The following is a 25,948-nucleotide window of genomic DNA, read 5'->3' as shown; positions in this document are numbered from 1 at the left end:
TCGCGGCCCGTTTAGCGCAGTTTTCGTGAGGCTGAAAGCGCCCAAAGCGACCAAAACCGGTTTTTCACCGGCCTTTCGCGCTTGTCTTTCGCCCGGGCGCTTGCAACACCTTGGACGTGCAGGAGGAAAACGCCGTGGCGAGCCAGTACAACCATATTCATTTCGCGGCGTCGACGGCCGAGGGCGCGCAGGAGGCGATGGCCGAGCTGGTCGCGCTTTACGGGCAGGTGCCCCGCTACGCCGCGGATGTGATCGTGGCGCTGGGAGGCGACGGCTTCATGCTGCAATGCCTGCATGAAGGGACGGGCCTGCCGGTCTACGGGATGAACCGCGGCTCGGTCGGCTTCCTGATGAACGATTTCGTCGCCGAGAACCTGCCCGAGCGGCTGGAGGCTGCCGAAGAAGCGGTGATCAACCCGCTCTCGATGAAGGCGGAGACCGAGGACGGAGTGCTGCACGAGGCGCTCGCGATCAACGAGGTATCGTTGCTGCGTGCGGGGCCGCAGGCAGCCAAGCTGAAGATCTCGATCAACGGCAAGGTGCGGATGCAGGAGCTGGTCTGCGACGGGGCGATCGTCTCGACGCCCGCGGGATCGACGGCCTACAACTTCTCGGCGCATGGGCCGATCCTTCCGATTGGCTCGGATGTGTTGGCGCTGACGGGCATTGCCAGCTTCCGGCCCCGGCGCTGGCAGGGCGCGATCGTGCCCTCCTCGGCGGTGGTGCGCTTCGACGTGCTCGAACGGGCAAAACGCCCGGTCATGGCGGATGCGGATTCGCGTTCTGTGAAGCCGGTGAAATGGGTCGAGGTCCGCTCGGAGCCCGAGATCGCGCATCGTATTCTCTTCGACCCCGGTCACGGGCTCGAAGAGCGGCTCATGCGGGAGCAATTTGCCTGAGGTGCAGGGGCCGCCTCTCGGGATCAGTCCTGAGCGGACCAGCTTTCGCGTTTGCGATAGATCGTCGAGGGCGCGACGCCCAGCTCGTTCGCGGCGCGCGGGATCGAGCCGTCATGGCGCTCGATCGCGGCTTCGATCACGAGGCGCTCGATCTCTGCCAGCGTCATCCCTTCGAAGGTTGAGACCGTTGTAGCCCCTGCCTCCGCGATGTCGGTCTGCGCCGAGACAGTCGGGATATCAGGCAACATCTCGGCGCGCAGCACCGGTCCGTCATGCATCACCATCGCCGCGCGCAGCACATTCATCAGCTGGCGCACATTGCCCGGCCAGGGCATCCGCTCGAGCTTGCGGATGGCCTCGTCGGTGATCTCGGTGTAGCAGCGGTTCTCCTCGGCGGCGAAACGATCCAGCGCCATGCGTGCGATCGGGCCGATATCCTCGCCATGGCTGCGCAGCGGCGGCATCTCGATCGAGAGGACGTTGAGGCGATAATAGAGATCTTCGCGCATCTTTCCCGAAGCGAGCGTTTCCTCGGGGGTGTTCGCCGAGGCCGAGATCACCCGCACATCCACCGTCACCGGCTCGGTCGCGCCATAGGGTTTGACCTGACCGGTCTCGAGAAAGCGCAAGAGCTTGATCTGGGCGGGCATCGGCAATTCGCAGACATTGTCCAGAAGCAGCGTGCCGCCATCTGCCATCGCCACTGCGCCCGGCTTGTCGTGCAACGCGCCGGGAAAGGCGCCGCTGTGATGGCCGAAAAGCTCGCTGTCGAGCCGGTCGGCGGGAAGCGAGCCGCAATCGAGTGTCACGAAGGGGCCGGAGCCGCGTGTCCCGCTCGAATGGATCGCATGAGCGCAAAGCTCCTTGCCGGTGCCGCTTTCGCCCCAGAGATAGACCGGCGCGGAAGAGCGCGCCGCCGAGCGGGCACGCTCGTAGACCATCTGCATCCGTGGCGACGTGCCGATGAATTCGCCCAGCGGGGCTTTCGACTCGTGCGGGTTCTCCCCCGGTGCCTGAAGGCTCGAGGAACGTGCACGTTCGATCGCGGCGTTCAGGCGGGTTTCGTCGATCGGTTTGACGAGGAAATCCACCGCGCCCGCATGCATCGCGCGCACGGCACGATCGGCCGAACGGTCCGCGGTTACCACGATGATCGCGGTACGCGGGCGCAGCTCGAGCATCTCCGCAATCAGCGTATCGCCATCACGATCGGGCAGCATCAGGTCGAGCAGAACCATCCGGATCGGATGGGAGCGAAAGATCGCGAGACCTTCGGCCGCGGTTTCCGCACTGTGGGTCACAAACCCTGCCGCGCGCAGGTAGGCGTCATAGATGGCCCGCAGCGATCCGATATCTTCGATCAGCAGAACATGTTCGGCTGCGCTTGGGTCTTTGGAGCTTACTTCGTGGCGTGGTCCGCCCTCATAATCGGGCAGGCCCGAATGGGGCACTGTCTCGGCCGCCGCTGCGGCATGGCTCTGGTCATTTTCCTGCGCACTCATGGTCGAAATCGTCATTTTCCAATAAATCTTGTGTCATTTTGACGATGAGCCGTTCGAGCAATGCCAGAACGATACGCCCAAGGTCATCAATATCTTCATAGGTGCCATGGCGAGCTGCGCTGTCAAGCGCGCGCGCCTGTCGGGTGAGGATATCGTCACCGATCGCTCCCGCGACGGCTGCGAGCTTGTGGCTTTGGCAACCTATGGTTGTGCGATCCTGCTGTGAAAGGGCCTCGGAGAGGGCGGATTGCACGGCGCGCAAATCCTCGGTGAAGGTGTTGCCCATAATTTCGGCGAAGCTGCGTCCGGTGCGTGCCATGAGCCGCGCAATCAGCAGGTCGTCATTCGGAGAGCAATCGCGCGACGCGGGCTGACGGGCATTCGCGATCTCGGTGATGGCACGCAGGATCGGCATTACGCCGATCAGTGGCTTGGTGAGGATAATGTCGGCGCCCGCGCTGCGCATCGCGGTACGCTCGGACTGGAGGACATGGCCCGAGCAGGCGATGAGCGGCATCCGCGCCCAATCGCGCCCCGAGCGGCGCAGCGCGCGCATCACATCGAGCCCGTTCAGGCCCGGCATCTCGATATCGATCACTGCGAGATCATGCGGTTCCACCAGCAATCTGCGTTGCGCCACAGCTCCGTCCGAAAGCGCCACGACCTGCGCGCCCATCGCCCGCAGGAGATGCTCGAAGATGACGCGGCTCGAGGCGCTGTCGTCTGCGACGAGTGCGGTCCATCCGCTCAGGTCGGGAAGCTGATCGAGGCAGTCCGTGTCGGCGCGTTTGGGGCCGGATCGGAGCGGCGTGATCGGCAATGTGATGCGGATCTCGGCGCCTCCGCCCGCAGGATTGGCAAGGCGCATCGCGCCCCCGAGGGCTTCGATTATGTCTCGGCAGATCGAGAGACCGAGGCCGGTGCCATGCCCGCGCGTCGGAAAAGGCAGAGAGGCACTCTCACTGACACTGACGGGCGCAGATCCGTCCAGCAATGCGTCCGGGAAACCGAGCCCGTCATCACGCACCGCGAGCGTGAAATGCGCATCTCCCTCAAGTCCGAAGTGCAGCCAGATCGCCTTTTGCGCGCCATGGGCCAAAGCATTGCCAAGCAGATTCGAAAGCAGCCGCTCCAACGCCAGCCGGTCGAGATTTATCGCCGCGGGTAGATCGGGCGAAACCTCGAGCGTGAAACGGATGCCGCGCGCCTGCGTCGCCGTCTCCCAGCGCCGTGCCACCGAGGCGAGGAACGCATCAAGCCGCAGCTCATGCGGCCGGGGCGGGGAGAGATCGGGGCTCAACAGCGAGATCAGCCGCCCCATTTCCTCGCTCAGGCCGCGCAGGGCTTCCAGCCCCCTGCGGGTTTCGTCTTCCTGGGTGCGGGCGATCAGCTGCGACAACCCTCCCAGGATTTCCGACAGCCCCGCGCGCAGATCATGATGCAACATCGCAGTATCCGCGCCAGGAGGGCGCGACGACGAACGGTTCGAGGTTGGTGTCGCGATCGGGTTTTTCATGTGGTGCCCCGAACGATCATCTGGGGGTGGGGGCCTGAAATCAAGCGTTCGGGCAGAGATAAAACGCCGCGCCCCGGGAGGAGCGCGGCGAATGTACAAAATGTGATCGACGTGTGAACGTCACCGCCGCCGGTCGGTCCGGCTGCGGTACATCTACGATCAGCTGCGCGGATAGCCGAGCCCCTTCAGCGCTTCGGTGATCTCGTCGAGGATCGCCGGGTCGTCGATCGTGGCGGGCATCTTCCAGTCCTGCCCGTCGGCGATCTTCACCATCGTGCCGCGCAGGATCTTTCCCGAGCGGGTTTTCGGCAGGCGGTCCACAACGGTCGCGAGCTTGAAGGCCGCAACGGGGCCGATCTGGTCGCGCACGCGGGCGACGCATTCCTTGACGATCTCGGCATGAGGGCGGTTGCACCCTGCATTGAGGCACAGGAAGCCCATCGGAGCCTGCCCCTTGAGCTCATCGGCCACACCGATCACGGCGCATTCGGCGACATCGGGGTGACCGGCGAGAACCTCTTCCATCCCGCCCGTCGAGAGTCGGTGGCCCGCGACGTTGATCACGTCATCCGTGCGCGCCATGATGTAGAGATAACCATCCTCGTCCTTGTAGCCGGCGTCGCCGGTCTCATAGTAGCCCGGGAAGTGCTCGAGATAGGATTTCTTGAAGCGGTCTTCCGCGTTCCACAGGGTCGGCAGTGTCCCCGGAGGCAGCGGCAGCTTGATCGCGATGGCGCCGAGCGTGCCTGCCTCGACCGGGTGACCGCCCTCGTCGAGCACCTGCACGTCATAGCCGGGCATCGGCACGGAAGGCGAACCAATCTTCGTCGGGAGTTCCTCGATTCCGATCGGGTTCGCGGCGATCGCCCAGCCGGTTTCGGTCTGCCACCAGTGATCGACCACCGGCACGCCGAGATGCTTCTGTGCCCATTCCACGGTGTCGGGATCGGCGCGTTCGCCCGCGAGGAACAGCGCTTGCAGGTCATGTAGTGCGTAGCGCTTGATCCACTCGCCATTCGGGTCCTCGCGCTTGATTGCGCGCAGGGCGGTGGGGGCGGTGAAGAAGGACTTGATGCGGTTGTTCTGGATGACGCGCCAGAACACGCCCGGATGCGGGGTGCCGATCGGCTTGCCCTCGAAGACGACCGTGGTCGCGCCTGCGATCAGCGGGCCGTAACAGATATAAGAGTGGCCCACGACCCAGCCTACATCCGAGGCTGCCCAGAAGCGGTCGCCGGCCTCGATATTGTAGATGTTCTTCATCGTCCATTGCAGGGCGACGAGATGACCGCCGGTGTGACGCACCACGCCCTTGGGCTGGCCGGTCGTGCCGGAGGTGTAGAGGATATAGGCGGGGTGGTTGCCTTCGACCGGCACGCACTCGGCGGGCTTCACGCCATATTGGAAGCCGTGCCACGAGAAGTCGCGCCCTTCGATCAGCTTCGCCACTTCCTGCTCGCGCTGGAAGATGACGCAGAATTCGGGCTTGTGTTCGGCGAGCTCGATCGCCTCGTCCAGCAGCGGCTTGTAATGCACGACGCGGTTGGGCTCGAGGCCGCAGCTTGCGGCGATGATCGCCTTGGGCGTGCAGTCGTCGATGCGCACCGCGAGTTCGTGCGCGGCAAAGCCACCGAAGACGACCGAGTGGATCGCGCCGATGCGCGAACAGGCGAGCATCGCCTCCAGCGCCTCGGGGATCATCGGCATGTAGATGATGACGCGGTCGCCCTTTTCGACGCCGCGCATTTTCAGCGCACCGGCCAGCGAGGCCACGCGGGTCTGCAATTCCTTGTAGGTAATGCCCTTGGTCGAATGGGTGATCGGGCTTTCATGCATGATCGCGATCTGATCGCCGCGACCTTCCTCCACATGGCGGTCCACCGCGTTCCAGCAGGTGTTCACGAGGCCGTCCGAGAACCACTCGTAGAAGGGGGCGTTGCCGTCGAACAGCGCCTTGGAAGGTTTCGTGTCCCAGTCGATCTTCTCGGCGGCGTCCATCCAGAATTTGTCGGGATCGGCCTGCCAGGCGGAATAGACCTCTTTATAGCCCATGCGAACATCTCCTCCTCAGGAATTTGGAGGATGTGTTAAGTCCGGCCCGGATTTGGCGCAAGAATGTTACCGCGCACATTTGCTGGATCGGCAGAAAAATTTGCATAAGCCGCGACAAAACGTGCGCAAACTTTTGCAAAGCCCGACGGAGTATTCAGCTTATTTGCAGCTTATGCGGGCTTTGCAAACTCTGCGGGCTTTGCGACTCAGCTGTAATGCGCGACCGGGGTTCCCGCGATGGCCGACATGTTGAGCAGCCCGCGCGAGGTGATCGAGGGCGTCACGATATGCGCCTTGTTGCCCATGCCCATCAGGATCGGTCCCACCTCAAGCCCGCCCGCCTTCATCTTGAGGATGTTGCGCACGCCCGAAGCTGCGTCCGTATTGGCGAAGACGAGCACGTTGGCGGCGCCCTCGAAGCGGCTGTCGGGCATCAGACGGGCGCGGGTCTCGGGGTCGAGCGCCGCATCGACATGCATCTCGCCTTCAAAGTCGAATTCGACCTCGCGCTGGAGCAGCAGGTTCATCGCGGCGCGCATCCGTTCGCCCGAGTCGATGTCGAGATTGCCGAACTGGCTATGCGAGCACAGCGCGATCTTGGGCTTCAGCCCGAAGCGGCAAACATGGCGCGCGGCGCCGATGACGGTTTCCGCGATCTGCTCGGGGGTGGGCTGGTGGTGGACATGTGTGTCCGCGATGAAGAGGGGGCCGTCCTCGAGGATCATCAGCGAAAGCGCGCCCTGCGGATGCAGCCCGTCGCGCGCAAGGATTTCGCGGACATATTTCAAGTGCCACAGATACTGCCCGAAAGTGCCGCAGATCATCGAATCCGCCTCGTTGCGATGGACCATGATCCCCGCGATGGCGGTGGTGTTGGTCCGCATGATCGCGCGAGCGAGGTCGGGGGTGACGCCGCGTCGGGCCATCAGCTCGTGATAGGTCCCCCAGTAGTCGCGGTAGCGCGGGTCGTTCTCGGGGTTCACGATCTCGACCGCCCTCAGGTCGAGCGGCAATCCGGCACGCTCGCAGCGCATTTCGATCACCTCGGGGCGACCGATCAGGATCGGCGTGTCGGTGGTTTCCTCGATCATCGCATTGGCCGCGCGCAGCACGCGCTCGTTCTCGCCCTCGGCAAAGACGATGCGGCGCGAGGCGGTGGCGGCGGCTTCGAAGACCGGGCGCATGAGCAGGGCGGACTTGAAGACCGAACCGTCGAGCTGTGCCTTGTAGACCTCAGGGGCCTCGAGCGGCCGCGCGGCGACGCCGGTCTCCATCGCGGCCTTCGCCACGGCAGAAGCGACGATGCCGATCAGGCGCGGGTCGAACGGTTTCGGGATCAGGTAATCCGGTCCGAAACTCAGCTTTTCGCCACGATAGGCCGCGGCGGCTTCGGCTGAGGTCGTCTGACGCGCGAGCTTCGCGATGCCCTCGACGCAGGCAATCTGCATCTCGTCATTGATCGTGGTTGCGCCCACGTCGAGCGCGCCCCGGAAGATGAAGGGGAAGCACAGGACGTTGTTGACCTGGTTGGGGAAATCCGAGCGACCCGTGGCGATGATCGCATCGGGAGCCACCGCGCGGGCCTCGTCGGGCAGGATCTCCGGCGTCGGGTTCGCGAGGGCGAAGATGATCGGCTGTTTCGCCATCTTCGCGACCATCTCGGGCTTGAGCACGCCCGGGCCCGACAGGCCAAGGAACATGTCCGCCCCATCAATCACGTCGCCGAGCGTCGCGGGAGTGGTGCCCTGTGCATATTCCGCCTTTTGCGGCGTCATCTCGGCTTCGCGTCCCTCGTAGACGAGCCCTTCGATGTCGCAAAGCCACACGTTCTCGCGCTTTACGCCAAGCTTGAGCAGCATGTTGAGGCAGGCGATGCCCGCTGCCCCGCCGCCGGTCGAGACGATCTTGATGTCCTCGAATTTCTTGCCGGTCAGACGCAGCGCGTTGGTCGCGGCGGCGCCCACGACGATCGCGGTGCCGTGCTGGTCGTCATGGAAGACCGGGATGTTCATCCGCTCGCGGCAGATCTTTTCGACGATGAAGCAATCGGGGGCCTTGATGTCCTCGAGGTTGATCGCGCCGAACGAGGGCTCCATCGCGCAGACGATTTCGGCCAGCTTCTCGGGATCGCGCTCGGCCAGTTCGATGTCGAAGCAGTCGATATTGGCGAATTTCTTGAACAGCACCGCTTTGCCTTCCATCACCGGTTTCGCGGCGAGCGGGCCGATATTGCCAAGCCCCAGAACGGCGGTGCCGTTGGTGACCACGGCCACCAGATTGCCCCGCGCCGTGTAATCGCGCGCGGTGTCGGGATTGGCCTTGATCGCAAGGCTCGCCTCGGCCACGCCCGGGGAATAGGCGCGGCTGAGATCGCGCCCGTTGGCGAGCGGCTTGGTCGCGCGGATCTCCAGTTTGCCGGGCTTCGGATGGGCGTGATAGTCCAGCGCCGATTGCCGGAGGTTGTCTTGGCGGGCCTCTTCCATCTGTTTCTCCCGAAACTGGTTTAGCGCTAAACTAGTTTTCTTCGCGCGACTCTCGTGCCGTTCTAGATAGCACATGAGGACCGAATGCAAGAGTCTCGCTGACCTTGCGGCATGAACTGCGCGAGAGCGCGCGGGCCTACGCGAGGTGAGCGCTTGCATCCGGCGCGGGGGCGGCGCAGGATCGGAAAAACTCAACCGGCTGGACAAATTTCACGTCCGGCCCAGCCCGGAGACCGGCCCATGTCGTTGCTCGATGCTGCGCGCGAAGTGCGCGAAAACGCCTATGCGCCTTATTCGAAATTCAAGGTGGGGGCTGCGGTGCGCGGTGCCTCGGGGACGATCTATCGCGGGGTGAATGTCGAGAACGTGGCCTATCCCGAGGGCACCTGTGCCGAGGCCGGCGCGATCGCGGCGATGGTGGCCGCGGGCGAGACCGAGATCACCGAAGTCGCGGTGATCGCCGACAGCCCAAGCCCGGTGCCGCCTTGCGGTGGTTGCCGTCAGAAGCTGGCCGAGTTCGCCCGTCACGACACGCCGGTGGCACTGGCGACGACCCGGGGGGAACGCTTCGATACCACGGTTGGCGAGTTGCTGCCGGGACGTTTCGACATGAGCCACATGGAAAACACCTGATGGACGCGCGCAGCATTATCCAGGCTGTGCGCGACGGGAAGGGCCTGGGCGAAGAGGCCGCCCGCTGGTTCGCGCGCGGTCTCGCCGATGGCGCGGTCTCGGATGCGCAGGCCGGGGCCTTCGCGATGGCGGTTCTGCTGAAGGGCATCGGCACCGAGGGCCGCGTGGCCCTGACCAAGGCGATGCGCGATTCCGGCGAGGTGCTGGCTTGGGACATGCCCGGTCCGGTGATCGACAAGCATTCGACCGGCGGTGTGGGGGATTCCGTCTCGCTGCTGCTCGCGCCCGCGCTGGCAGCCTGTGGTTGCTACGTCCCGATGATCTCGGGGCGAAGCTTGGGCCATACCGGCGGCACGCTCGACAAGATGGAGGCGATCCCGGGCTATAACGCGCTGCCCGGCATCGGCGCGCTACGCAAGGTCGTGGGCGAGGTAGGCTGCGCCATTGTCGGTGCGACGGGCGAGATCGCTCCCGCCGACAAGCGCCTCTACGGCATCCGCGATATCTCGGGCACGGTGGAGAGCATCGACCTGATCACCGCCTCGATCCTGTCGAAGAAACTCGCGGCGGGGCTGGAAGGCTTGATCCTCGATGTGAAGGTGGGCTCGGGAGCGTTCATGGCGCGGCCCGAGGATGCCCGCGCGCTGGCGGAAAGCCTCGTGGCCACCGCGAATGGTGCGGGCTGCAAGACTACGGCACTGATCACCGACATGGATCAGCCGCTGGGCCATTCGGCGGGCAACGCGCTTGAGGTGATCGAGGTGCTCGAGACGCTGACCGGGACGGTGGTGAACGAGGCGCTCTGGGATGTGACCGCGGCTCTGGGCGGCGAGGCGCTGGTGCTCGCCGGGCTAGCGCCGGATGCGGAAGAGGGCACAGCGCGGATCGACGAGGCGATTGCCTCGGGGCGGGCCGCGGAGATCTTCGGCAAGATGGTCGCGGCCTTGGGTGGCCCCGCGGATTTCGTCGAGCGCTACCCCGACCGTCTGCCCTCGGCCCCGGTGATCCGGGCGGTGGCAAGCCCGCGTGCGGGGTACGTCACCCGGATCAATACTCGCGCGCTGGGCGAGGCCGTGGTTCATCTGGGCGGCGGCCGCTTGGTGGGCACGGACAAGATCAACCCCTCGGTCGGGCTTTGGGAGACCGTCGCGCTGGGAGAAGAGATGGAGCTTGGAGAGCCGCTCACCATCATCCACGCGGCAAGCGATGCGGCTGCCGACGCCGCGGAGGCGGCGATCCTCGCGGCGATCACGCTGGGTGAGGAAGCGCCGGAGGAACCGCCGCTCATTCATGACCGCATCGGCCCGGAGGATGTGCAATGAGCCGTGCCTTCCTGATCGTGATGGACAGCGTGGGGATCGGTGGAGCGCCCGATGCGGATCGCTTTTTCAATGATGGCGTGCCCGATACCGGGGCGAATACCGTTGGTCATATCGCGCAGGCCTGTGCCGCCGGGAAGGCCGAAGACGGGCGCTCCGGCCTCCTGAGGTTGCCCGCGCTTGATGCGCTTGGGCTTGGGGCTGCGGTGAAGCTTGCTTCTGGCGATGAGGCGCTGGGGCTGGACGCTCAGCCGCAGGGGCTTTGGGGGGCGGCCACCGAGGTCTCGCCCGGCAAGGACACCCCCTCGGGCCATTGGGAACTGGCGGGCGTGCCGGTGCCGTGGGAATGGCATTACTTCCCCGATCACGAGAACAGTTTCCCGCCCGATCTGGTCGCGAAAGCCTGTCAGATCGCGGGCACCGAGGGGATCCTTGGCAACTGCCACGCCTCGGGAACAAATATCATCGAGGAGCTGGGCGACGAGCATATCCGCACCGGCTGGCCGATCTGCTACACCTCTGCCGACAGCGTCTTCCAGATCGCCGCGCATGAGGAGCATTTCGGCCTCGATCGGCTGTTGAAGCTTTGCGAAGGGCTCGCGCCGACGCTGCATGCGATGAAGGTGGGCCGGGTGATCGCGCGCCCCTTCGTCGGTGAGAACGGTCGGTTCACCCGCACCCCGAACCGCCGCGATTTCGCGATCCCCGCGCCAGCGCCGACGCTGCTCGACTGGGCCTATGATGCGGGTCGAGTGACCCATGCGATCGGCAAGATCGGCGATATCTTCAGCCATCGCGGCATTACCCATTTGCACAAGGGCAAGGGTGACGCCGATCTGGCCGATCACCTGATACGGCTCGCCGACGAGGCCGAAGAGGGTTCGTTCACCTTCGCCAATCTCGTCGAGTTCGACAGCCTCTACGGTCACCGCCGCGACGTCTCGGGATATGCCCGCGCTCTGGAGTGGTTCGACGGGCGCGCGGCCGAGTTCATGGCGCGGCTGCGCCCGGGCGATCTGGCCATCTTTACCGCCGATCACGGCAACGATCCCACCTGGACCGGGACCGATCACACCCGCGAGCGCGTGCCCGTTCTGGGATATGCGCCGGGTCAGGGGTCGCGCGCCGTGGGGCAGGTGGGTTATGTGGATCTCGCGGCCTCGATCGCCGCGCATCTGGGCATTCCGGCGCAAGGACCGGGCAAGAGCTTTCTGTGAGGGACTGAAATGAGTGAACACCTGACCGTCGTCAAGCACCCGCTGGTGCAACACAAGCTGACCCTGATGCGCGAGAAGGACACCTCCACGGCCTCCTTCCGTCGCCTGCTGCGCGAGATCAGCCTGCTTCTGGCCTATGAGATCACCGCCGAGCTGGAGCTGACCTCGAAGAATATCGAGACGCCGCTTTGCGAAATGGATGCGCCGATCCTGGCGGGCAAGAAGCTCGCGCTGGTCTCGATCCTGCGCGCGGGCAATGGTCTGCTCGATGGCGTGCTGGAACTGATCCCGGCGGCGCGAGTGGGCTTTGTCGGTCTCTATCGCGACCCCGAGACGCTGCAACCGGTCGAATATTACTGCAAGCTGCCGGGTGAGCTGGAAGACCGCTTGACCATCGTGGTCGATCCGATGCTGGCCACGGGTAATTCCTCGGTCGCGGCGATCGACCTGATCAAGGCCAAGGGCGCTAAGAACATTCGTTTCATGTGCCTGCTGGCCGCCCCCGAGGGTGTCGCGCGCATGAAAGAGGCCCATCCCGATGTGCCGATCGTGACTGCAGCGCTCGACGAATGCCTCAACGAACATGCCTATATCGTGCCCGGTCTGGGCGATGCGGGCGACCGTATGTTCGGCACCAAGTAAGGCCTAACCCCCTTTACTCAAAAGAAAGACTCCGTCATCCTGTCGCTTGATTGGACAGGGGGCGGATATGCGTTTTGACGGCGGTCTTTCAGCGGTGTTTCTTGCCGCGGTTTTCGGGGCTGGAGCGGGGCTTTTCGGTACCGTCGCGCAGGCAGAGGACTATGGGCCCGCCGAAACGCCCCCGTCTTCCTATGAGGGCCGCCAATATGTCGACAGCAATGGCTGCGTCTTCATTCGCGCGGGCTATGGCGAGGCGGTGAAATGGGTGCCGCGCATCAACCGTGATCGCACGCCTGTCTGCGGCTACAAGCCGACGTTCTCGGATGCCGAACTCGCTGCAGCGTCCGGTGTCGTCCCGCGCCCCGCGCCGGTCGTGACATCTCCCGCACCCAAAGCCGCCCCGATGCGCACGGCGGCGGTCCCCGCACGCGCCCCGCGCGCGAGTGCTCCGGCCCCGACGGTCGCCCCGAGGACGATCCCGGCGCCGAGCGCCACGAATTCCCCCTTCTACCCGGTCCCGCAATCGGCCCCTGTGGTGATCGCCTCCTCGACGGGCACTTCGGTCGCGAACGGGAACTGCGCGGGCCTCGATCCGCTGGCGCAACAGTTGATGGTGACGCGCGATGGAATGAGCGTGCGTTGCGGCCCGCAAGAGACCTCTCCCTCCAGCACCTATGTGCTCCCGGGCGCATCTGCGGTCGTCGCGTCCCCCGCGCCACGCCAGATCCCGCGCGAAGTCAGCGTCGGTGGTCTCGCGTCGGTCGTGACCACCTCGAAGTCGCCGGAAGGGGGCTGGCGTCCGGCCTTTGACGATGGGCGCCTCAACCCCTATCGCGGCCCGCGCTCCGCCTATGGAGACACGCAGATGGCGCAGCGCTGGACCGAGGGCGTGCCGATGCAGATGGCTGCGCCGCCTGGCACCCGCGTGATCTACGTGCCCGTCGCGCCGTCGCAGGCGACGGTGTCCTCGAAATCGGTGGCACCGGCGAAGACAGCGACCCGCCCGGGCGCGCTCTCCGGCAAGCGCTTCGTGCAGGTTGGCAGCTTCGGAGTGCCCGCCAATGCCGAGGCCGCGAAGGCGCGGCTGCGCGCGCTGGGTCTGCCGGTCGCGACCGGCAAGGCGGGGAGGCTCACGGTGATCTACGCAGGCCCGTTCTCGAACACCGCTGCCCTCAAACAGGCGCTTGTCTCGGCGAAATCTGCCGGATTTTCCGACGCGCTTCTTCGCTGAGCGCCGACGCCCTGAACGATAAGGAGCGGCCTTTGACGGGGCCGCTTTTTCAATGCGCCGAGCAGATATCCTGCAAGGCGACCCATTGCGCATCCTCGAGTACCGGGCGCGGCGCGGGCTGGCCCTTGAAGGGATCGGCCTCGATCAGTCCGAGCACGCTCTCGCCGGTCGGATCGAGCGCATAGGCATAGGGCGTCGAGCTCACGCCCGCATCGCGGAATGCATGCAAAAGTGTGTCATTGGAAGGCCGCTCGGGCGGGTGCTGGATCAACTGCTGAGCGTATTCGGCGATGCCTTTTTCGGGCAGGTCGCCGGTGGTCAGCAGCCGCAACGCCGCCGCAGGACCGAGCCAATCGAGCATCCGGTGCAACGGCCGCTCGCCCGCCGCGCCGCGCTGTGCGGCGATCAGGAACCCCGCGACCACCTCGGGCGTATCCGGGCCCGCGATCGTGTTTCGTCCGACCACGGCGAGCCCGCCCGGCAGCAGCCGCGCCCCGTCCAGAGCCTCGGGCAGCACCTCGATCACCTGTTGACCCGGCAGCCGCTCGGCCAGTGCCGCCAGCGCCTTGTCGCCCGCGCCGCTGTGACAGGGCTGGCCGGTCATCTTGGTGAACTCGGTCAGGAGCTTGCGCCCGATCTCGACGCGCTTGGCCTGCGGGGCGATACGTGCGGCGTGATCGACCAGCGCACCCGGCAGCCAGAACAGCACCACCGCTCCGAGCAGGACCACCCCGCTTGCGATCAGCACCCCGCGCAGCCGTCCTGGATGCGGTCGGCGCGCCTCGATCATCGCATGAACCTTCTCGATCGCGGCGATCATCGTCTCGTCGGAGATCTCGAGCTCCTCTCCGGGCTCGGCCGAGGGAGCGTAAATCGCGGGCCGCGCGCCCGGGTTGAGCCGGATCATCGCGGGCAAGGACCAATGCGCGAGCGCCGTGGCCGAGCGGTCATCCGCGATCACCAGCGTCGCATCGCCAAGCGAGAGGATCACCTCCTGGCGCTGCGCCTCCGGGTCGGGACGCCAGATCCCCTCGGCCTCAAGGCGTTCATATTCGGATAGGGCGGTCATGCGGACCCGTTACTGCTCTTGTTTCTCAAGAGGATAGCCGATCTTCCCTCAGGGTCAATCTAAGCCGTTGCGTGAGGGGGCGCTGCCCCCTCTGGCCTCTCGGCCATTCACCCCCGAGATATTTGGGTCAAGAAGAAGGATCATCCTCCGTCGCTTCTTCTTGACGAAAATATCTCGGGGGGTGAATTCGGCGCGAGCCGAAGAGGGGGGCGGCGCCCCCCTTTCCCCGGCGCGAGCGCGAGCTAGCTTGGATGCTCGAAGAGGAGACACGCCATGCCGCAGACGACCGAGACCAATCGCAAGATCATTCTGGCCGAACGCCCGACAGGGGCGCCCGGCGAAAATACGCTGCAGCTTCAGACGGAAGCCGTGCCGCGCCCGGGCAAGGGCGAGATGCTCCTGCGCACGGTCTGGCTGTCGCTCGATCCCTACATGCGCGGGCGAATGAACGATGCGAAATCCTATGCGACCCCGGTCGAGATCGGCGGGGTGATGACTGCGCAGGTCGTGGCCGAGGTGATCGAGAGCGATCTCGCGGGTTTTTCGAAGGGCGATTACGTGCTTGCCCCCTCGGGCTGGCAGGACTGGTTCGTCTCGGATGGCACTCAGGTTCTCAATCTCGGGCCGGAGCCGCAAAACCCGAGCTGGGCGCTCGGTATTCTCGGTATGCCCGGCTACACGGCCTATGCGGGGCTGTTGAAGATCGGCGAGCCGAAACCGGGCGAGACTGTGGTGGTCGCCGCCGCCTCCGGGCCGGTCGGCGCGACCGTGGGGCAGATCGCGAGGATCAAGGGGTGTCGCGTCGTCGGCATCGCGGGCGGGGCGGAAAAATGCGCCCATGTCGTCGAAAAGCTTGGGTTCGACGCCTGCATCGATCATCGCTCCGAGGATTTCGCGGCGCAGCTCGCCGCCGCCTGTCCGGACGGGATCGATGTCTATTTCGAGAATGTCGGCGGCGAGGTGCTCTATGCGGTGCTGCCGCTCCTGAACCCTTTCGCGCGGATGCCGGTCTGCGGCATGGTCGCCTGGTACAACCTGCCCGGCCTGCCCGAAGGCCCTGATCACGGACCGCAGATCCTTTCGACCATCCTGCGGATGAAGGTGAAGATGCAGGGCTTCATCATTTTCGACAGTTTCCCCGCCGAGCTTTACCAGGAGTTCGCCCGCGAGATGACCGGTTGGCTCGCCGAAGGGAAGGTACGCTACAAGGAGCAGGTGGTGGAGGGGCTCGAGGCCGCCCCGCAGGCGCTTTACGATCTGCTCGAGGGGCGCAATTTCGGCAAGGTCGTGGTGCGCGTCGGCTGAGGCGCGCCGGGGGGAGGGGCAGGGGCTCCGCTTTCAGTGACTTGCCCTTTCCCGCCGGATCCTTATCTCTATCCCCATGTTTGGACGTCTTCTCAATATCCTTAACGACCCCGCCCCCGATCCGATGGCGGGAGAAGAGCGTGAACTCGCGCTCGGTGCGCTTCTGGTGCGGCTCGCGCGCTCGGATGAGCATTACGATGAGGAGGAGAAGATCCGCATCGACCGGGTTCTCGCGCAGCGCAACGGGCTCTCCGGCTTCGAGGCCACCGAGATGCGAAAGCGTGCCGAAGAGGTAGAGGCAGGTGCGCCCGACACGGTGCGCTTCACCCGCGCGCTCAAGGACAAGGTCGCCTATGAGGACCGCACCGGCGTGATCGAGGCGCTCTGGGATGTCGCCCTGGCCGATGGCGTGCGCGATGCGCATGAAGATGCGCTGATCCGGCTCGCGGCGAAATTGCTGGGAGTGAACGATGTCGATTCGGCCCGGGCACGTCAGCGCGTGGAGGCGCGACGTGGTTGATCGGATTGCGGTCCAAGCTCATTTTTTCGCCATCTGCCCGTGATTTCGCCCGTTTCCCTTTGGTCAAGCCTTTTGGCCCAGTTGCATTCATCCCCAAAATCGCGCCAGATTGACCGGATGGACAAAGAGAAGCTGCCCGCGTGACCACAAACGAGCCCGCGCCCCAAGACGCGCCCGTCATCGAAATTCGCGACCTTCACAAGAGCTACGGCTCGCTTGAGGTGCTCAAGGGCGTCTCGATCACCGCGCCGCGTGGGCATGTGATCTCGCTGATCGGGTCTTCGGGCTCGGGCAAGTCGACACTTTTGCGCTGCTGCAATCTTCTTGAAGACAGCCAGAAAGGCGAAGTGATCTTCGAGGGAGAGGCGGTGGCGTGGAAAGGCGAGGGGCTGGCGCGCCGACCGGCGGATCGCGCCCAGGTCACGCGATTTCGCACGAACCTTTCGATGGTGTTCCAGCAGTTCAATCTCTGGGCCCATATGACGATCCTGCAAAACGTGATGGAAGCGCCTGTGACGGTGCTGGGGCGCGACCGCGCGGAGGTCGAGCCTCTCGCGCGTGCGCTTCTGGCCAAGGTCGGTATCGGTGACAAATGCGATGCCTGGCCAGCGCAGCTTTCGGGTGGCCAGCAGCAGCGCGCGGCGATCGCGCGGGCGCTGTGCATGGAGCCCAAGGCGCTTCTCTTCGACGAGCCGACCTCGGCGCTCGATCCCGAATTGCAGCAGGAGGTGGTCAAGGTCATCAAGGATCTCGCCGCCGAGCACCGCACGATGATCCTCGTGACCCATGACATGCGGCTCGCACGTGATGTCTCGGATCACGTCGTCTTCCTGCATCAGGGAAAGATCGAGGAGGAGGGGCCTCCCGAGGCCCTTTTCGGCGCTCCCAAATCCGAGCGCCTGCAACAATTCCTGTCGGCCACCGCGCCGGCATGAACCCAAGAACCAAAGTCCAACGACAGGGGAACTCACAAATGAAGAAACTGATCCTGACCGCCGCCATTCTCGGCCTGACGGCCGGCGTCGCCGCGGCTGAAACGGTCCGCATGGGTACCGAGGGCGCCTACCCTCCCTACAACTACATCGATGATAACGGCCAGGTTGCGGGCTTCGAGCGCGAGCTGGGCGACAAGCTGTGCGAGATGGAAGGCCTGACCTGCACCTGGGTCACCAATGACTGGGATTCGATCATCCCGAACCTGCTCTCGGGCAACTACGACACCATCATCGCGGGCATGTCGATCACCGAAGAGCGCGAGAAGTCGATCGACTTCACCCAGGCCTATTACCCGCCGGCGGCTTCGGCCTACATGTCGATGGACCCGAATGTCGATCTCAAGGGCGGCGTGGTCGCTGCGCAGACCGGCACCATTCAGGCGGCCCATGTCGCCGAGAGCGGCGCGACGCTCGCCGAATACGCGACCCTCGACGACACGATCGCCGCTGTGAAGAACGGCGAGGCCGATGCGGTCTTTGCGGACAAGGATGCTCTGGTTCCGTTCGCGGGCACCGATGGGATGGAATTCGTGGGTGAAGACGTGCCGCTCGGCAAGGGCATCGGCATCGGCCTGCGCAAGTCCGATACCGCGCTGAAGGACAAGTTCGACGAGGCCATCTCGAAGATGAAAGCCGATGGCTCGCTGAACACGATGATCAAGAAGTATTTCGGCGAAGACGCCCTGACCTTCAACTGATCGGAATCGGGGGCGAGCTCTGGCTCGTCCCCGTTTTGACTTGCGATGTTCGAGAGTTGTTCCGACCCCTCCGCCCTGCACGGGCTGTCATGGATGCTGTGCTACCTGACCACGGGCAAGCACATGCTGTTCTATGGCTCCTTCGGGATCGTGCTGATCCTGCTGGCGATCACCGCGCCAGTGGCGCTGATCTTCGGCTTCGGGGGGGCGCTGGCCGCGCGCTCGGCGCTCTGGCCGTTCAAGCTGCTCGGACGCGGCTATATCGCGATGGTGCGCGGCGTGCCCGACATCGTCTTTTTCCTTTTCGTGCCGATCGCGATGGATCAGGGGCTCGAATACCTGAAATCGCGCGCAGTCTGCGCTGATCCCGGCCCGGCCTGGACGGGCAATGAATTCCATGTCTGCGCCGCGGCCAAGATCCCGCTGGGATCATCGCCGCAGATCTACCATGAAATCTATGGCTTCGGCCTCGCGGTGATCGCTTTCTCGGTGGTCTACGGCGCCTTCGCGGCCAACGTACTCTTCGGGGCGATGCAGGCGGTGCCGCGCGCGCAGCTGGAAACCGCCGAGGCCTATGGCATGACCCGCGCACAGGTGAACCGCCGCGTGCTGATCCCGCAGATGTGGGCCTATGCGATCCCCGGCCTGTCGAACCTGTGGATGATCCTTATCAAGGCGACGCCGCTACTGTTCCTTTTGGGCATCGAGGACATCGTCTACTGGGCGCGCGAACTGGGCGCCACGAAGTCCCAGATCTACGCCTTCCCGCACCCGGACTGGCGGCTTTATTACTTCCTCGTGCTTCTGGTGTTTTACCTCTTGATGACCAAGCTTTCGGAAGTCGTGTTGGCCCGGGTCAACCGCCGCCTCGCCTTCGGGCAGGCTACTGCGGCAGGCGAAGCACTCAGGAAGGCGGGCGTATGAGTTGCATCCAGACCATCGCGGATTACGGCCTGCGCTCCGTAGGCATCGGCGAGCGGCTGCTGCCGCGTTCCGATTTCACCTTGTGCCAGCAGTTCACCCTGATCGGATCGGGGATGCTGTGGAACCTCTATTTCGGCATTCTCGCGCTGCTGGCGGGCTTCTTCCTTGCCACCTTGCTTGCGGTGGCGAAGAACTCCGAACGCGCGATTATCCGCAAGCCCGCGGAGTGGTTCATCTTCGTCTTCCGCGGTTCGCCCCTCTTCATCCAGTTCTTCCTCGCCTACGAGGCTTTCGCGATGCTGCCGCGTGCGGGCATCCCGATCCTCGGGATCACGGTCGCGACCGACTGGATCACGCGGGCCTGGGCGGGGGCGCTGGTCGTGTTGTTCTTTAACACCTCCGCCTATGCCGCCGAGATCTTCTACGGCGCGCTGCGTTCGGTTCCCAAGGGCGATCTGGAAGCGGCCGACGCCTACGGCATGACCGGCTGGGCCAAGTTCCGCCGCGTGACCTGGCCGACGATGCTGCGTCTGGGCTGGCCGTCCTACACGAACGAGGCGATCTTCCTCTTCCACGCCACGACGCTCGTCTTCTTCTCGGGCTTCCCGGCATTCCGGCAAGAGGGCGACGCGCTCTATTACGCGAAATATTTCGCGGACAAGACCTTCAACCCATTCATCCCTTACCCGATTGCGGCCTTCTACTTCATCCTGCTGACGCTGGCGGTGATCGCGGTCTTCGGGGTGATCAACCGGCGCCTCAATCGACACCTGCCGCAGGAAAGCCGCAGGCGTATCCGGTTCAGGCCGCAAATCATCAGGTGAGAAATGAACTGGCTCCACGACCATCCCGATGTCCGCACTATCCGCGTGGCGGCAGCTGATCTCAACGGGGTGGCACGTGGCAAGCGCCTGCCTGCGCGCTTTGCCGACAAGGTCTTTACCGAGGGCACCCGATTTCCGTTCTCGGTGATGAATCTCGACATCTGGGGCGAGGATATCGAGGATAGCCCGCTCGTCTTCGAGTCCGGCGATTGCGATGGACTCCTGATGCCGACCGAGCGGGGCTTTCTGCCGATGCCCTGGCTCTCGGCACCGACCGCGCTGCTGCCGATCTGGATGTTCCATATGGACGGCAAGCCCTATGCGGGCGATCCGCGTCAGGCGCTGGCGCGGGTGATGGATCGCTACAAGGCCAAGGGGCTGACCCCGGTGGTGGCGACCGAACTCGAGTTCTTCCTGATCGACGACAGCGGCAAGACGCTGCGCGTTCCGCCCAGCCCGCGTTCGGGCAAGCGTCGGACCGGGGGCGAGGTCTTGTCCCTGCGCGCGCTCGATGCTTTCGACGTTTTCTTCACCGAACTCTACGAAGCCTGCGAGCTGATGGACATTCCCGCCGATACGGCGATCTCCGAGGCCGGTCCGGGCCAGTTCGAGATCAACCTGAGCCATCAGGCAGATCCGCTGCGCGCGGCGGATGACAGCTGGCTTTTCAAGATGCTGGTGAAAGGGCTTGCGCGGCGGCACGGCTTCGCGGCCTCGTTCATGGCCAAACCGTATGACGAATGGTCCGGCAACGGGATGCATATGCATTTCTCGGTGCTCGACCGTGAGGGCAACAACATCTTCAACGACGGCTCGGCACAGGGCTCTGACAAGCTGCGCCACGCGGTCGCGGGATGTCTCGCGGCGATGGAGGGTTCGACCCTGATCTTTGCGCCGCATGAGAACAGCTATGACCGGCTCGTGCCCGACGCCCACGCGCCGACCGGCATCGCCTGGGCCTATGAGAACCGGACCTCGGCCTTGCGTATCCCGGCCTCGGGCCCTGCCGCGCGGCGGATCGAGCACAGGGTCGCGGGCGGCGACGTGAATCCCTATTTGATGATCGCGGCGATCCTCGGCGCGGCGCTGATCGGGATCGAGGACGAGATGGAGGCACCGCCGCCGATCAAGGGCAATGCCTATGCGCTCGACCTGCCGCAGATGCCCACTGACTGGGGCACCGCGATCGAGGCTTTCGCGAGTTGCAAGATGATGCCGCGGATCTTCGAGCGCGAGCTGATCGACAATTTCGCCATGACCAAGCGTCAGGAGCTTCATTACATGGCGGAACTCTCCGAGCAGGAGCAGACAGAGCTCTATCTCGACACGGTTTGAGGGGGCGCTGCCCCCGCCGCGCGTACCGCGCGGCCCCCCGAGATATTTGGATCAAGAAGATGGGGGCGGGCGGCGGCTTGCGCCTCTCGCTTGGGCAATTTCGACAAGCGCGTGTCGGATTTTGCTCTGAAACGGCGCATTTGGCGATTGGGGCTTGTCAGTGGCGCAGCGGGCGGGCTATGCGAGTCTATGTCGGATACGGGAGAATCTGGGGGAAACCCCGGTGCCGAAGGAGCAACCGCCCCGGTAAACTCTCAGGCAAAAGGACCGCATCCGACCAAGGACTCTGGAGAGAGGCGCGCAATGCGCCCGCCGAAGGGATAACGATCTCAGGCGCCCGAAACCGGAAACGGCGGAGGGCAAGGACAGAGGGGGCATCGGGCGGGCCGGGATTCGGCCCTTGGATCGATGCCGGGTCATCCGGCTGAAAGGGGAAAGGCCGCGATGAGCGATTTGAAACGCACACCGCTTTACGATCTGCATGTCGAACTGGGCGCCAAGATGGTGCCGTTCGCGGGCTACGAGATGCCGGTGCAATATCCGCTGGGCGTGATGAAGGAGCATCTGCATACCCGCGCGAAGGCGGGGCTGTTCGATGTCTCTCACATGGGCCAGGTGATCGTGCCGGGTGCGCGCGCGGCCGAGGCTTTCGAAGCCCTGGTTCCGGTGAGCCTGACGGGGCTGAAAGAGGGCCGCCAGCGCTATGCGATGTTCACCAATGACGAGGGTGGCATTCTTGACGACCTGATGGTGGCGAACCGTGGCGATCATTTGTTCGTTGTGGTGAATGCTGCCTGCAAGGGGACCGATCTCGCGCATATGCGGGCCCATCTCGACGTCGTCGAGGAGATCACCGACCGCGCGCTTCTGGCGCTTCAGGGGCCGGCGGCCGAGGGCGTGCTCGAGGCGCTGGTGCCCGGCGTTGCCGCGATGCGCTTCATGGATGTGGGCATCTTCGGCTGGAACGGTGCCGAGCTTTGGGTTTCGCGCTCGGGCTATACCGGCGAGGATGGCTACGAGATTTCCGTGCCCGAGGCGCGTGCGGTGGAATTTGCCCGTGCGCTGCTGGCCGACGAGGCGGTGGAGCCGATCGGTCTGGGTGCGCGCGACAGCCTGCGGCTCGAAGCGGGACTTTGCCTTTACGGCCACGACATCGACACCACCACGAGCCCGGTCGAAGGAAACCTCGCCTGGGCGATCCAGAAGGCGCGGCGCAAGAGGGGCGAGCGTGAAGGCGGCTTTCCTGGCGCGGCGCGCATCCTGAGCGAGTTGGAAGACGGGCCGTCGCGTCTGCGCATGGGGCTGCGCCCCGAGGGCCGCGCGCCGATGCGCGAAGGCGTCGAGATCTTCGCCAGCGCCGAGGGCGGGGAGCCGATCGGGCGCGTCACCTCGGGCGGCTTCGGTCCCTCGATCGAAGCGCCGATGGCGATGGCCTATCTGCCCGCTGGCACGCAGGAAGGCACCACCGTCTATGGCGAGGTGCGCGGCAAGCGCCTGCCCGCCACGGTCGTGCCGATGCCCTTCCGTCCCTCCACCTACAAACGCTGAAAAAACCAACCGGGAGACCAATCCATGAAATTCACCGAAGACCATGAATGGCTGAAGACCGAGGGCGATCTGGTGATCGTCGGCATTACCGAGCATGCCTCCGAGCAGCTTGGCGATGTCGTCTTTGTCGAACTGCCTGAAACCGGCACCGAGGTCTCGAAGGGCGACGAGATCTGCGTGATCGAGTCGGTCAAGGCCGCTTCCGACATCCTCGCGCCGCTCGATGGCGAGATCGTCGAGATCAATGAGGAGCTGGCCGATAATCCGGGTCTCGTGAACGAGGATCCGCTTGGCAAGGCCTGGTTCTTCAAGATGAAACTGGCCGATGCTTCGGCGCTCGAGGGCTTCATGGACGAAGCCGCCTACAAGGACTTCATCGGGTAATCGCACATGTTCACCCCCACGACTTACGACACTTACGATTTCGCCAATCGCCGCCATATCGGGCCGTCCCCGTCCGAGATGGAGGAAATGCTCAAGGCCGTGGGGGCGCGTGACCTCGACGCGCTGATCGACGAGACGGTGCCCCGCTCGATCCGGCAGGAAAAGCCGCTGACCTGGGCGCCGCTGACCGAGTTCGGCCTGCTTCAGAAAATGGAAGAGGTCGCAAAGAAGAACCGCGTGATGGTCAGCCTGATCGGGCAGGGCTATTACGGCACGGTCACGCCGCCCGCGATCCAGCGCAACATCCTGGAAAACCCGGCCTGGTACACGGCCTACACGCCCTACCAGCCCGAGATCGCACAGGGCCGTCTCGAGGCGCTTCTGAACTACCAGACGATGGTGTCGGATCTGACCGGGCTGCCCGTGGCCAATGCCTCGCTTCTCGACGAGGCGACGGCGGCGGCCGAGGCGATGGCGATGGCGCAGCGCGTCGCGAAATCGAAGGCGACCGCGTTCTTCGTGGACGAGAACTGCCATCCGCAGACGATCGGCGTGATCAAGACCCGTGCCGAGCCGCTCGGGATCGAGGTGATCGTGGGGGCGCCCGAGGCGCTCGAGGCTGAGAAGGTCTTCGGTGCGATCTTCCAGTATCCGGGCACCTTTGGTCATGTGCGCGACTTCACCGCCGAGTGTGAAGCGCTTCACGCGGCAAAGGCCGTGGCGATCGTTGCAACCGATCTTCTCGCGCTTTGCCTGCTCAAAGAGCCGGGCGCGATGGGCGCCGATATCGCGGTGGGCTCGGCGCAGCGCTTCGGCGTGCCGATGGGCTATGGCGGCCCGCATGCCGCCTTCATGGCCTGCGCCGATGCGATGAAGCGCGCTATGCCGGGCCGGATCGTCGGTGTGTCCATCGACAGCCATGGCAACCGCGCCTACCGCCTGAGCCTGCAAACCCGTGAGCAACATATCCGCCGCGAGAAGGCGACCTCGAATGTCTGCACCGCTCAGGCACTTCTGGCCGTCATGGCGAGCTTCTACGCGGTCTTCCATGGCCCTGTCGGCCTGCGCGCGATCGCCGAGCGGGTGCATCTGCTGACCGTTCAGGTCGCAGAGGCGCTGAAAGCGGCCGGGGCCGTGGTCGAGCCCGATGCCTTCTTCGATACGCTCACAGTGAAAGTCGGCGTGGGCCAGCAGGGCATTCTCGCCGCCGCCCGCCATCGCGGCATCAACCTGCGCAAGGTGGGGCGTGACCGGGTCGGGATCTCGCTCGACGAGACCAGCGATCCGGGGATCGTCGCGCGGCTTCTGGATGCTTTCGGGATCACTGATCCCGCGCCGGAAGCGACGCAGCCCTCCGTGCCCGACGCGCTGCTGCGCGAAAGCGCATATCTGACCCATCCGGTCTTCCACATGAACCGCGCCGAATCCGAGATGATGCGCTACATGCGCCGTCTGGCCGATCGCGATCTCGCGCTCGACCGGGCGATGATCCCGCTGGGATCGTGCACGATGAAGCTCAACGCGGCGGCCGAGATGATGCCGTTGACCTGGCCGGAATTCGGTTCGCTGCACCCCTTCGTACCGGCCGATCAGGCGCAGGGCTATCACGAGGCGATCGCGGATCTGACCGAAAAGCTCTGCGAGATCACCGGCTATGACGCGTTCTCCATGCAGCCCAACTCGGGCGCGCAGGGGGAATATGCGGGGCTGCTGACCATCGCCGCCTATCACCGTGCCAATGGGGACGATCAGCGCGACATCTGCCTGATCCCGATGTCGGCCCACGGCACGAACCCGGCTTCAGCGCATATGGCGGGGATGAAGGTCGTGGTGGTGAACTCGGCCCCCAATGGCGATGTGGACCTCGAGGATTTCGAGACCAAGGCCAGGGACGCGGGCGACCGTCTGGCGGCTTGCATGATCACCTACCCGTCCACCCATGGCGTGTTCGAGGAGACGGTGAAGCGCGTCTGCGAGATCACTCACGATCTCGGCGGTCAGGTCTATATCGACGGGGCGAACATGAACGCGCTCGTGGGGCTGGTGAAGCCCGGCGAGATCGGCGGGGATGTGAGCCACCTCAACCTGCACAAGACCTTCGCGATCCCGCATGGCGGCGGCGGTCCGGGCATGGGCCCGATCGGGGTGAAGGCGCATCTCGCGCCATTCCTGCCGGGCCATCCCGAGATCGGTGGCGAGGAAGGCCCGGTCTCGGCCGCGCCCTATGGCTCGGCTTCGATCCTGCTGATCTCCTGGGCCTATATCCTGATGATGGGCGGTGAGGGGCTGACCCAGGCGACCCGCGTGGCGATCCTCAACGCCAATTACATCGCGGCGCGCCTGAAATCGGCCTATCCGATCCTGTTCATGGGCAACCGGGGTCGCGTGGCGCATGAATGCATCCTCGATACCCGCAAGTTCGCCGATGTCGGCGTGACCGTGGACGATATCGCCAAGCGCCTGATCGACAACGGCTTCCACGCGCCGACGATGAGCTGGCCGGTTTCGGGGACGCTGATGGTCGAGCCCACCGAATCCGAGACCAAGGCCGAGATCGACCGCTTCATCACCGCAATGCTCGCGATCCGCGACGAGATCGCGGCGGTCGAGCGCGAGGAGATCACCCCCGAGGACAGCCCGCTGCGCCATGCGCCGCACACGGTCGAGGATCTGGTGGCCGATTGGGACCGCGCCTATACGCGCGAAGCCGGTTGCTTCCCGCCCGGCGCGTTCCGGGTCGACAAGTACTGGCCGCCCGTGGGCCGGGTCGACAACGTCTGGGGCGACCGCAATCTCGTCTGTACCTGTCCGCCGCTCGAGGCTTACGCCGACGCGGCCGAGTGAGGCGGTTC

The 25,948-nt window shown here is 64.8% G+C and carries 21 protein-coding genes and 1 riboswitch; of the genes, 16 read left to right on the top strand and 5 right to left on the bottom strand.

Going from position 1 to position 25,948, the window contains the following annotated elements; genetic code table 11:
• Positions 1 to 134: 134 nt before the first annotated feature.
• A complete protein-coding gene (locus BMG00_RS05165) occupies positions 135 to 899 on the top strand; it encodes an NAD kinase (protein WP_078525086.1) in 765 nt (254 codons plus the stop codon).
• A gap of 23 nt (positions 900 to 922) precedes the next feature.
• Here the strand turns inward: BMG00_RS05165 and BMG00_RS05160 are convergent, their stop codons facing one another.
• The 4 genes from BMG00_RS05160 to BMG00_RS05145 all read right to left on the bottom strand — a co-directional run bounded on the left by BMG00_RS05160 (position 923) and on the right by BMG00_RS05145 (position 8,452).
• A complete protein-coding gene (locus BMG00_RS05160; protein WP_245794952.1) occupies positions 923 to 2,416 on the bottom strand; it encodes a sigma-54-dependent transcriptional regulator in 1,494 nt (497 codons plus the stop codon).
• Positions 2,382 to 3,848, bottom strand: a complete 1,467-nt coding sequence (locus BMG00_RS05155; RefSeq protein WP_158521680.1) for an ATP-binding protein — start codon at positions 3,846 to 3,848, stop codon at positions 2,382 to 2,384. The genes BMG00_RS05160 and BMG00_RS05155 overlap by 35 nt, the downstream gene beginning before the upstream one ends.
• 228 nt (positions 3,849 to 4,076) lie before the next feature.
• Complete coding sequence (locus tag BMG00_RS05150; protein ID WP_078525082.1) at positions 4,077 to 5,969, bottom strand: propionyl-CoA synthetase; 1,893 nt, start codon at positions 5,967 to 5,969, stop codon at positions 4,077 to 4,079.
• 206 nt (positions 5,970 to 6,175) lie between these two features.
• Entirely contained in the window at positions 6,176 to 8,452 is a 2,277-nt protein-coding gene (locus BMG00_RS05145; RefSeq protein ID WP_078573567.1) for an NADP-dependent malic enzyme, read from the bottom strand.
• A gap of 240 nt (positions 8,453 to 8,692) precedes the next feature.
• Here BMG00_RS05145 and BMG00_RS05140 point away from each other — a divergent pair, with 240 nt between their 5' ends.
• From BMG00_RS05140 to BMG00_RS05120, 5 genes are all read left to right on the top strand, one after another.
• Positions 8,693 to 9,085: a cytidine deaminase gene (locus BMG00_RS05140; RefSeq protein ID WP_078525078.1), complete on the top strand. Its 393-nt coding sequence runs from the start codon at positions 8,693 to 8,695 to the stop codon at positions 9,083 to 9,085.
• Positions 9,085 to 10,407 (top strand): thymidine phosphorylase, encoded by a 1,323-nt coding sequence (locus BMG00_RS05135; RefSeq protein WP_078525076.1) that lies wholly within the window; start codon positions 9,085 to 9,087, stop codon positions 10,405 to 10,407. The genes BMG00_RS05140 and BMG00_RS05135 overlap by 1 nt, the downstream gene beginning before the upstream one ends.
• Positions 10,404 to 11,621: a phosphopentomutase gene (locus tag BMG00_RS05130; protein ID WP_078525074.1), complete on the top strand. Its 1,218-nt coding sequence runs from the start codon at positions 10,404 to 10,406 to the stop codon at positions 11,619 to 11,621. Before BMG00_RS05135 ends, BMG00_RS05130 begins: the two co-directional genes overlap by 4 nt.
• Positions 11,622 to 11,630: 9 nt before the next feature.
• Positions 11,631 to 12,263 carry a uracil phosphoribosyltransferase gene (gene upp, locus BMG00_RS05125; RefSeq protein WP_078525072.1) on the top strand — a complete coding sequence of 211 codons (633 nt, stop codon included), beginning with the start codon at positions 11,631 to 11,633 and terminating at the stop codon, positions 12,261 to 12,263.
• Between the two features lie 67 nt (positions 12,264 to 12,330).
• Positions 12,331 to 13,494 carry an SPOR domain-containing protein gene (locus tag BMG00_RS05120; protein WP_078573566.1) on the top strand — a complete coding sequence of 388 codons (1,164 nt, stop codon included), beginning with the start codon at positions 12,331 to 12,333 and terminating at the stop codon, positions 13,492 to 13,494.
• 49 nt (positions 13,495 to 13,543) lie between these two features.
• Here BMG00_RS05120 and BMG00_RS05115 read toward each other — a convergent pair whose 3' ends face one another.
• On the bottom strand, positions 13,544 to 14,563 hold the full coding sequence (locus BMG00_RS05115; protein ID WP_078573565.1) for a hypothetical protein: 1,020 nt from the start codon (positions 14,561 to 14,563) through the stop codon (positions 13,544 to 13,546).
• Between the two features lie 273 nt (positions 14,564 to 14,836).
• Here BMG00_RS05115 and BMG00_RS05110 point away from each other — a divergent pair, with 273 nt between their 5' ends.
• From BMG00_RS05110 to gcvP, 10 genes are all read left to right on the top strand, one after another.
• On the top strand, positions 14,837 to 15,868 hold the full coding sequence (locus BMG00_RS05110) for an NADP-dependent oxidoreductase (RefSeq protein WP_078525066.1): 1,032 nt from the start codon (positions 14,837 to 14,839) through the stop codon (positions 15,866 to 15,868).
• A gap of 76 nt (positions 15,869 to 15,944) precedes the next feature.
• Positions 15,945 to 16,388 carry a tellurite resistance TerB family protein gene (locus BMG00_RS05105; RefSeq protein ID WP_078525064.1) on the top strand — a complete coding sequence of 148 codons (444 nt, stop codon included), beginning with the start codon at positions 15,945 to 15,947 and terminating at the stop codon, positions 16,386 to 16,388.
• Positions 16,389 to 16,528: 140 nt separating this feature from the next.
• A complete protein-coding gene (locus BMG00_RS05100; protein WP_078525062.1) occupies positions 16,529 to 17,323 on the top strand; it encodes an ABC transporter ATP-binding protein in 795 nt (264 codons plus the stop codon).
• Between the two features lie 38 nt (positions 17,324 to 17,361).
• Positions 17,362 to 18,081, top strand: coding sequence for a transporter substrate-binding domain-containing protein (locus BMG00_RS05095; RefSeq protein ID WP_078525060.1), 720 nt, complete (start codon positions 17,362 to 17,364; stop codon positions 18,079 to 18,081).
• Between the two features lie 45 nt (positions 18,082 to 18,126).
• Positions 18,127 to 19,005, top strand: a complete 879-nt coding sequence (locus BMG00_RS05090) for an ABC transporter permease (RefSeq protein ID WP_078525058.1) — start codon at positions 18,127 to 18,129, stop codon at positions 19,003 to 19,005.
• Positions 19,002 to 19,829 (top strand): ABC transporter permease, encoded by an 828-nt coding sequence (locus BMG00_RS05085; protein WP_078525056.1) that lies wholly within the window; start codon positions 19,002 to 19,004, stop codon positions 19,827 to 19,829. The genes BMG00_RS05090 and BMG00_RS05085 overlap by 4 nt, the downstream gene beginning before the upstream one ends.
• A 3-nt stretch (positions 19,830 to 19,832) precedes the next feature.
• Positions 19,833 to 21,164: a glutamine synthetase family protein gene (locus BMG00_RS05080; protein ID WP_078573564.1), complete on the top strand. Its 1,332-nt coding sequence runs from the start codon at positions 19,833 to 19,835 to the stop codon at positions 21,162 to 21,164.
• Positions 21,165 to 21,353: 189 nt separating this feature from the next.
• Positions 21,354 to 21,444, top strand: a riboswitch (glycine riboswitch).
• A 164-nt stretch (positions 21,445 to 21,608) separates the two neighbouring features.
• Entirely contained in the window at positions 21,609 to 22,712 is a 1,104-nt protein-coding gene (gene gcvT / locus BMG00_RS05075; RefSeq protein ID WP_078573563.1) for a glycine cleavage system aminomethyltransferase GcvT, read from the top strand.
• 24 nt (positions 22,713 to 22,736) lie between these two features.
• A complete protein-coding gene (gene gcvH / locus BMG00_RS05070; protein ID WP_078573562.1) occupies positions 22,737 to 23,096 on the top strand; it encodes a glycine cleavage system protein GcvH in 360 nt (119 codons plus the stop codon).
• A 6-nt stretch (positions 23,097 to 23,102) separates the two neighbouring features.
• Positions 23,103 to 25,940, top strand: coding sequence for an aminomethyl-transferring glycine dehydrogenase (gcvP, locus tag BMG00_RS05065; RefSeq protein ID WP_078573561.1), 2,838 nt, complete (start codon positions 23,103 to 23,105; stop codon positions 25,938 to 25,940).
• Positions 25,941 to 25,948: the final 8 nt, after the last annotated feature.

This window comes from Thioclava marina, assembly GCF_002020135.1.
In the GTDB taxonomy this organism is placed as follows: domain Bacteria; phylum Pseudomonadota; class Alphaproteobacteria; order Rhodobacterales; family Rhodobacteraceae; genus Thioclava; species Thioclava marina.
Note: the sequence above shows the minus strand (reverse complement) of the source record. Positions and strands in the feature narration are given on the sequence as shown.